This is a genomic window from Marivita cryptomonadis, from assembly GCF_002115725.1.
Classification (GTDB): domain Bacteria; phylum Pseudomonadota; class Alphaproteobacteria; order Rhodobacterales; family Rhodobacteraceae; genus Marivita; species Marivita cryptomonadis.
Genome location: NZ_JFKD01000102.1, coordinates 1 through 783, shown reverse-complemented (window position 1 = coordinate 783; position 783 = coordinate 1). Strand labels below are relative to the sequence as shown.

Sequence of the window (783 nt, the reverse complement as noted above, 5' to 3'; positions counted from 1 at the left end):
AAACTTGACATCCTGCCCGCCCTAAAGGACGGGCATTCCTCCTGCGAGACGCCCATGCCCGAGCGCGAGAATGTTGCGGGCGGCATTCACGTCCCTGTCGTGTACGGAGCCGCACTGATCGCAGACCCATTCCCTCATTCCAAGCGCGCCCATACCTTTCGGACTGCTGGCGGGAATATTCCCGCAGCACGAGCATCGCTGGGGGGTGAAAGCCTCGTTGACCTCTTCGAAGACGACGCCTGCGTGATTGCATTTGTAAGACAACATCGCCTTGAGCAACCCCCAGCCCGCGTCGAGAGCAGACTTGGCGTTGCGGGTCTGAGACATGGTCTTTGAAGACACGTTGCCGACAAAGATGGCGGCGTTCGCATCAACCAGTGTGCGCGACAGCTTATGCATCGCGTCTTTCCTGCGGTTCGCTGCTTTCGCGTGAATGGCAGCGACCCTCTTTCTCTTTCGCGCCCGCTGTGCAACTGCAAGATCGGCTTCGATCCCGCGGTACCAGCGTCCTGTTTCCTTGGTTCCGTCGCTAACGGTGGCCGCGTCCTTGCAGCCCAAGTCGATACCGACCGCGCTAGCGCCCGTCGAGGCTTCGGCCTTAAACTCCACCACCACGTTGAAATACCAGCGACCCCGAGCATCCTCGGAGAAGGATGCCGAGCGGAAATTGTAATTTTCCAGCCCCCAGCTATCCCACACCTTGAAGTAAGTGCCTGCGTGGTAGACTGCGCCGTTCTTCGACTTAGCCATACCCGTGTTAATGGGCACCCACCCAAGCGACCG

1 protein-coding gene is annotated in these 783 nt (G+C 59.4%); it reads right to left on the bottom strand.

Features of this window, described 5'->3' with window-relative positions; genetic code table 11:
- Positions 1 to 21 precede the first annotated feature (21 nt).
- On the bottom strand, positions 22 to 783 hold a 762-nt coding region (locus MCRY_RS22495; protein ID WP_085633991.1), incomplete at its 5' end, for an RNA-guided endonuclease InsQ/TnpB family protein.